Source organism: Mucilaginibacter sp. P4_G9, assembly GCF_056400985.1.
Window position 1 is genome coordinate 1 of record NZ_JBFUKF010000236.1, and the last position, 7,755, is coordinate 7,755.

Below are 7,755 nucleotides of genomic sequence, written 5' to 3' on the forward strand. Positions count from 1 at the left end.
CCCACCGACGGCCTTGGTGAAGTAGCGATTGAACCACATTTAGGCAATTTTGGAGTGATATTAGTGGTGAGATACCCCACCTAACGGAAAAATCGCGGTTGAATACCTCCATAAACCAACCCCTACATTCGTATTTAGCCAATATTAAAAAACTATAAATAAACAAAATGCCAAATTTTTATTGATATGAAAAAGTCTTTTTCCCTTTTATATTTTTTGTTGATTTTTTCAATCACCRCTTTCGCTCAGCAAAGAGTTAATATCCCGAGGAAAGATGTTCCGCTTGATTCCATCCAGCTTAGCGATCCTTGTATCCTCGCAGACGCTAAAACTACCATGTATTACATGACTGGTACCGGCGGCATGCTCTGGAAAAGCAAAGATCTCAAATTGTGGGACGGCCCTTTCCAGCTTACAAAGACCGATCCCCAGTCCTGGATGGGGCCTCGCCCAATGATCTGGGCTGCGGAATTACATGAGTATAAGGGCAAGTATTATTACTTTGCTACCTTCACTAACCGTGACGTCAAGATTGACACTGTAAAAGGTAATGTCATAGAACGCCGCGCATCTCATATTCTGGTCAGCGATCAGCCGGATGGGCCTTATGTGCCAATGCAGGACGCTACTTATTTGCCCGCTAACAAACCAACGCTGGACGGAACATTTTGGGTGGACAAAGACGGAAAGCCTTATATGATATATTGCTATGAATGGTTACAGAACTGGAACGGGACTATCGAGAAAATAGAACTGAAACCTGATTTGAGCGGCTCAGTGGGAACTGGGAAAGTATTATTCCATGCCAGCGATTCTCCATGGAGCAGGGAAAGGGATGAAAATGGGAATGTCCGTCCCAATAAGGTTACAGACGGCCCCTACGTGTTCCGTACCCAAACAGGACGCCTGGGTATGATCTGGACGAGTTGGGTGTATGACGTTTATACGCAAGGCGTGGCCTATTCTTCAAGCGGTACGCTCGACGGCCCCTGGATACAGGAGAAAGAACCTATTACCCCGCCTAATTTCGGACATGGCATGCTATTCAAAACATTCCAGGGCAAACTGTTGATGGCAGTACATAGTCACCAGAATATTAATGGCCGGTACCGCCGGATACCCCATTTGTTTGAAGCAGACGACTCTGGTGATAAGTTGATTGTGCATGGCCTTTATACTCCCTGAAGATTTGGAATACAGCTAGGGGAAATAAAAAACCACTGCCAGGAGTAGGTTTTTTATTGATAATCTCAAATCAAAAAAGCCTGTTTTCTTACGAAAACGGGCTTTTTTGATGGTATAGGTATATTTTTGCGCTATCTCTTACACCATCCAGTTGATCAGGAGATTTATAGTAATCCTAAAAGCTTAATTGCGGCTAAAAGGATCGATCAGTTTAATAGAACCATTCGCATTATGCTGCAGTTCGGTTACCTTAATATTTCTTAAGTGGGTTTTGCCCGATAGCTCGGTATCATGATAAAATATATACCACTTTCCTTTTATTTCGATTATAGAATGATGGGTGGTCCAGCCCTGAACCGGCTTCATGAAAACACCTTTATAAGTAAAAGGCCCTAGCGGACTGCTACCGGTAGCATAGCACAATAGGTGTGTATCACCGGTTGAATAGGTGAAATAATATTTACCGTCGTATTTGTGCATCCATGACCCTTCAAAAAAACGGCGGTTATGGTCTTTGGTCAGCAAAGGTTTACCCAGGCTATCCAAAATAACCACGTCCTTTACTTTACCATCAAAATTCTTCATATCAGGCTTAAGCAAAGCCACCTTGCAACTGATGGCAGGCGAATCCTCTTGTTTCGAATCAGTTTTTGAACCGTCGGCCTCATATTTCCCGGTTATCCATCGTTGCAATTGTCCACCCCAGATACCACCAAAATACATGTATGTTTTGCCGTCAGTATCGGTAAACACAGCAGGATCAATGCTGTAACTGCCTGCAATTGGTTCGGGATCAGCTTTAAAAGGACCTGCCGGATTGGCTGATGTGGCAACACCAATATGAAATACATCTTTTTTATCCTTAACCGGGAAATAAAGATAATAGGTGCCATTTTTATAAGCAGCATCAGGTGCCCATAATTGCCGGCCAGCCCATGGAATGTCTTTTATGTCGAGTCCTACCCCATTATCAGTAAGTTTACCGCCGATGCTGTCCATAGAAAGGATATGATAATCCTTCATCGCGAAGTGATCGCCGTTATCATTTTCGGGAATGCCCGCATCAATATCATGTGAGGGATAGATATAGATTTTACCATTAAATACATGGGCTGAGGGGTCGGCTGTGTAAATAGAGCTGATAAGGGGTTCCGCAAGGTATTTCACTTTCTTACTGGTGTCGGCCTTGCTGCTATCTGCATTATCGGCTTTTTTACCTGTTGAGGTACATGCGTTTAAAAAACATGCTAAAAATAAAGCAATGGTTAGTTTTGATGTTGTAAATGGATTGCTCATTGGCGGTTAATTTATGGTGATGATTAATTGGACATGTAATTATTCCCCCCTATTCCCGGCACAAAATAAAATTTCATGTCTTTGTAATAAGAAAGCGGGTGTTCGGGCTTGGGATAGTTATTATCAATTGGCATTTTCGAAAAGGTCTGGAAATATAACACACAAGCATCACGCCATCTGTTGGCTTCTGCGAGCTGAACATTCATAAGTTGTTTCACCGCTATATAGCGTTCATTATCTATCTTCCCTGGAATACTGTCCCATATCAAACCCATTTGTTTCACCGAGCCAGCGCCCGTGTAATAATGATTTACCAATTCATCCCACAATGATCTCCCCGATCGCATCTTATATGTCCATTTTAAGTGGTGAAACCATAAAATATATGCATCGGGACACGTTGCAAGATTTTCCCAATATGCTTTAACCTGCGGCGCATACTGTCCCAGTGCATCGCTGCCCGCGCTCGTACGGTCGAAGCCAATACCGGCAGAATCCGCCTTGTGATAGTATGTAGAATTCCAATCAGGCCGGCCGGCCTGGTCAACCCATGGCCCCGGCCCATAATGGGTTGAAAGTCCCATGATGTGATGTAGCCCAAGCGGTGTCATATAATTAACGGTATTCTCCCGCGACTGCAGCATTATTTTTTTAACAGGAGTTACAAAACCGGTATCGTTGGTAAATGTCATCCGGATCCAGTCGCCTACGATAATACCCGGCGATTGGTCCGGATTCCAGGCCAGCCTGCCAAAGGCATACCAGTTGGCTTGTGCAAAAGGATGCCCGCACCAGTTAAAGTCCGTACCGATATTGGCCACGCCCGCCATGCCTGTTATCAGCTTTTTGTTAAACCTGCCTGTTATCACATTTGATACCGTTGAGCCTTTGCCATGAGTATAAGTATCTGATTGCAGGCACTCGGCAAACAAAGGTGCTTCATAAACTAAATGAGTTGAAAAGCCTAAGTATTCCTGCGTTAACTGGAACTCCATCATCAAAGGTGTATTGGGCATAGCGCCAAACAAAGGATGAAAAGGTTCCCGGGGCTGGAAATCAACAGGCCCGTTTTTTACCTGAATAATCACGTTGTCCTTAAACTTACCATCAAAAGGTTTAAACTCATTGTAGGCCTGCTTCGAGCGGTCGTCAGGTACTTTATTATCATATACAAATGCGCGCCACATCACTATGCCCTTGTGCGGTGCCAATGCATCAGCAAGCATATTGGCTCCATCGACGTGGCTTCTGCCATAAGTTTGGGGACCAGGCTGCCCTTCGGAATTTGCCTTTACCAAAAAACCGCCAAAATCAGGGATGTAGCTATAAATCTCATTTACCTTATCTACCCACCATCTTTTCACTTCCGCATCAAGTGGGTCTGCTGTTTTTAAGCCTCCAAGCTCCACCGGACTGCTGAACTTTACGGATATATATATTTTAATGCCGTACAGCCTGAAAACATTAGCCAATGCCTGCAGCTTAAGCAAATATTGAGGGGATAAAATCAAAGCATCGGCATTAACGTTATTTACCACGGAACCATTTATGCCTACAGAAGCATTAGCCCGGGCATAATCAATATATCGCTGGTCGATAATTTGTGGCAGCTTGTGCCAGTTCCAGATGGATGAGCCAGCATAACCACGTTCAACAGTGCGGTTAAGATTATCCCAATGATCAAGTATGCGGTACATGATGCGGGGATGCTCCGAAACATCCAGGCTGTTTATTGACTGCCGGGTCTGGATCAGCTTTAAAAAATTAAAAACACCATACATAACGCCGGCATCTGTATTTGCCACTATTAATGTGCATTCCTTTTTGTTTACAGAAACGGTTTTCAGGAGGTATCCTTCATTTCCAATACTATCGGGAACAACTATTGCCCATGATTTTAGTGAAAGAGGTGTACCAACCACGAGTGTTTGACCATTGATTACAGCCTTACTATTTGTAGGCGCTATTGATAACATACTATTAAGGCCTGTTAATAGTTCCTCCTTTGCGGCCTTAAGCTGTGCTGAAGCAGCAGGAAATACGAGGTATTTTAATTGCCGGCTATAAAGCGCTGCCTTTTTTTGGTCGCTTATTTTATTATATTCAAGCCATAGCTTATATCCGTTATCAGCATGCGCATTATTTACCCATGCTGATAAAAGCAGCATCAGCAAACACGTATTTTTTAAAAAGTATTTGGCCATGGTGTTGTAAATTACGCTTTATGCCTGCGTCATGGCAGTTCAAAAAACGTTTAAAATGATTTAATTAAAGCTCATGAAAGAAACATCATAATCAATGCTCCAAAATACGGTTTATAAACAAATTATCTTTTATGCAATCGATTGTAAATATATGACCTTTATTTATATTAGCAATTTAAAACCAATTGTTTATAGATGCACAAGAGCACTATTTTTCTGCCATTGCTCTTTTAATACCCATTTCCAGTCCGCGAAGCTCGGCAAGCCCCTTTAGCCTTCCAATCACTGAGTAACCCGGATAGGTATTGTAGTTAAAATCATCGAGCAATTTATGCCCATGATCGGGCCTCATCGGGATTGCAACATCATCCCTACCCATATTTTCCCTGTTTATTTGCTCATTAATAATGGCTTTCATTACTTCATACATATCAACGCTGCCGTTCAAATGATCAGCCTCATAAAAGCTACCATCGTACTGGCGTGCTACATTACGCAGGTGCAGAAAATGAATATGACCGCCCAACTGTGAAATAATAAGCGGAATATCATTTTTAACCGAAGCTCCCAATGAACCCGTACAAAGTGTTACACCGCTGGCAATTGAAGGAAAGCAATTTACAATATCGGTTAAGTCCTGCAGTGATGAGGCTATACGTGGCAAACCCAATATCGGGAATGGCGGATCATCCGGGTGAATGCACATTTTTATACCCAGTTTTTCGGCAATCGGGATTATTGCCCGCAAAAAGTAGAAAAGGTTTTCCTTCAGCGCTATTGAGTCAATTCCACTATATTTATGTAGATGCTGCTTAAATTCATCAACTGTAAAAACCTCATCGGTGCCTGGCAAGCCGGCTAATATGGTATTGGTTAAAAGAGCTTTGTCGTCCTCGTTTAAACTATCTAAATATATTTTAGCGGCATTCTGCTGTTCGATGGAAAACTCATTGTATGCATTTTCCCGCTGTAAAATATACAAGTCAAAGGCAGCCAGGGCGGTTGCGTTATACAACAAAGCCGAAGCGCCGTTACTCAACCTGTAATCGAGATGGGTACGTGTCCAGTCTAATACCGGCATAAAGTTGTAGCATATGATGTAAACCCCTTCCGCGGCTAAATTTTCGAGGGTTTTAATGTAATTGCCTATGTAAAAATCCCGTTCGGGTGTACCTGTTTTTATACTTTCATGAATATTCACGCTCTCCACAACCAGCCATTTAAAACCAGCTTCATGGACAATAGCATGCCGCTGCCTTATGCTGTCGGTACTCCATACATCGCCGCATGGAATATGATGAAGGGCCGTTACTATTCCTGAAGCCCCGGTTTGTTTGATAGCTGCCAATGTAACCGGATCATCGGGCCCAAACCACCTGAAGGTTTGCTCTAAATCATGTATCATATCTTAAATAAAATTGAGAAATAAAGTTATGCAATCGGTTGCCAAAAAATAGGTAAATCGGTAATTAATTTTTACTTTTAGCCGTTAATCGTTTTTATAGTGGTACATTATGGTAACGCCGTTGCTATTTAAGCTATTAATTAAATTTTATGCCTGACAGTAAAAAAGAGCTCACAATATATGACATAGCCGAAAAACTTAAAGTTTCGGCAGCAACAGTTAGCAGGGCGCTTAAAGATCATCCAAGGGTTAATAAAAACACCAAAAGGATGATTATCAAGGCGGCCGAAGAAATGGGTTATCGCTCCAATTCTTTCGCCAGTAATTTAAGGAAAAAGAACAGCAATATAATTGGAGTTATAGTACCAAGACTAAACAGCAGCTTCATGGCCGATGTAATTGCCGGCATTGAGAAGGTAGTGAATGACAATAATTATAACCTCATTATCAGTCAATCGTTGGAGACAATGAAGAAAGAAGCAAACAATGCCGGGGCTATGCTAAATAACCGTGTAGACGGCCTATTGGTTTCTTTAGCTTATGATACTACAAATATTGAACACTTTGAGCCATTTATAAAACGCAATATCCCGGTTATCTTTTTCGACAGGATCTTCGAGCACGGTCACTATCCACAGATCTATATAGATAACTTTAGGGCCGCCTATGAAATCACCAGCCATCTTATTGAACAGGGCTGTAAAAGAATAGTGCATATTACCGGCAACCAGTTGCGAAATGTTTATTCGGAAAGACTGAGGGGTTACAAAGCCGCGCTTGAAAAACACCATATTGAATTTGAGGACCAGCTACTGATAATTAACGATCTGACCGCCCGGGAATCGGTTGCCGCTGCCGAAGCAATACTAAAGATGAATCCCCTACCCGACGGAATATTCGCCGTTAATGATGTTTGTGCTGTAAGTTGCATACAGGTACTTAAAAAGGGCGGTATAAAAATCCCGGAAGATATAGCTGTTGCTGGTTTTAATAATGATCCTTTATGTTGCGTAATTGAACCCAATTTAACAACTGTTAACTATAGGGGATACGAAATGGGCGAGGCTGCCGCTAACATGCTGATTAACCACCTGGTGAATAAACACGACCTGCAACAAACCCATAGCCTTATTTTAAGGTCGGAACTGATCGTGCGCCAATCTTCCCTCAGGAAGAAATTATAATTAGCCCACATGAACTATATTAAATGACAACACCGAAAACAAAACTTGCCATAGTTACAGGCGGCGCTTCGGGCCTGGGGCTCGCGACTACTAAAAAATTTATTGAAAATAATATCCGCACCATTATTATTGGCCGCGATGAAAAAAAGATGGCCGATGCTGCGAAACAATTTGGCGGGCTTTGCAGCTATAAGCAATATGACCTGGGCATAACCTCTGGCATCCCCCAATTAATTTCGGAGATTGAACAAGAATTTGGCACACCCGATATATTAGTAAATAACGCTGGCATCAACCTCAAAAAATCTTTTACTGATGTTAGCGACCAGGAATTTCAGCAAATAATACAAACTAACCTTATTTCGGTATTTGCAATGAGCCGGGAGGTTGTTAAAGCGATGCTCGTTGCCGGCAGGGGAAGCATTGTGAACATCAGCTCGATGGCCGCACAATATGGCATACCATATGTAATAGCCTATAC

At 42.4% G+C, this 7,755-nt stretch carries 6 protein-coding genes; 3 read left to right on the top strand and 3 right to left on the bottom strand.

Annotation, left to right across the window (positions count from 1 at the left end):
* The first annotated feature begins 186 nt into the window (after window positions 1-186).
* On the top strand, window positions 187-1,185 hold the full coding sequence (locus tag AC1DPZ_RS17965) for a glycoside hydrolase family 43 protein (protein WP_477405890.1): 999 nt from the start codon (window positions 187-189) through the stop codon (window positions 1,183-1,185).
* A gap of 183 nt (window positions 1,186-1,368) precedes the next feature.
* Here AC1DPZ_RS17965 and AC1DPZ_RS17970 read toward each other — a convergent pair whose 3' ends face one another.
* From AC1DPZ_RS17970 to uxuA, 3 genes are all read right to left on the bottom strand, one after another.
* On the bottom strand, window positions 1,369-2,481 hold the full coding sequence (locus AC1DPZ_RS17970; protein ID WP_477405892.1) for a glycoside hydrolase family 43 protein: 1,113 nt from the start codon (window positions 2,479-2,481) through the stop codon (window positions 1,369-1,371).
* A 23-nt stretch (window positions 2,482-2,504) separates the two neighbouring features.
* Complete coding sequence (locus tag AC1DPZ_RS17975; RefSeq protein WP_477405894.1) at window positions 2,505-4,685, bottom strand: alpha-glucuronidase family glycosyl hydrolase; 2,181 nt, start codon at window positions 4,683-4,685, stop codon at window positions 2,505-2,507.
* 208 nt (window positions 4,686-4,893) lie between these two features.
* The gene (gene uxuA, locus AC1DPZ_RS17980; protein WP_477405896.1) at window positions 4,894-6,090 is read right to left on the bottom strand and encodes a mannonate dehydratase; all 1,197 of its coding nucleotides are present in this window, start codon (window positions 6,088-6,090) and stop codon (window positions 4,894-4,896) included.
* 149 nt (window positions 6,091-6,239) lie between these two features.
* Here uxuA and AC1DPZ_RS17985 point away from each other — a divergent pair, with 149 nt between their 5' ends.
* Window positions 6,240-7,274, top strand: a complete 1,035-nt coding sequence (locus tag AC1DPZ_RS17985; RefSeq protein ID WP_477405898.1) for a LacI family DNA-binding transcriptional regulator — start codon at window positions 6,240-6,242, stop codon at window positions 7,272-7,274.
* A 23-nt stretch (window positions 7,275-7,297) separates the two neighbouring features.
* Window positions 7,298-7,755: SDR family NAD(P)-dependent oxidoreductase (locus AC1DPZ_RS17990; RefSeq protein ID WP_477405900.1), on the top strand; the 458-nt coding region annotated here is incomplete at its 3' end.

Excerpts from the sequence above, each read along its gene's own strand:
- AC1DPZ_RS17975 (WP_477405894.1), bottom strand. The coding sequence starts at position 4,685 with ATGGCCAAATACTTTTTAAAAAATACGTGTTTGCTGATGCTGCTTTTA.
- AC1DPZ_RS17985 (WP_477405898.1), top strand. The coding sequence starts at position 6,240 with ATGCCTGACAGTAAAAAAGAGCTCACAATATATGACATAGCCGAAAAA.
- uxuA (WP_477405896.1), bottom strand. The coding sequence starts at position 6,090 with ATGATACATGATTTAGAGCAAACCTTCAGGTGGTTTGGGCCCGATGAT.
- AC1DPZ_RS17970 (WP_477405892.1), bottom strand. The coding sequence starts at position 2,481 with ATGAGCAATCCATTTACAACATCAAAACTAACCATTGCTTTATTTTTA.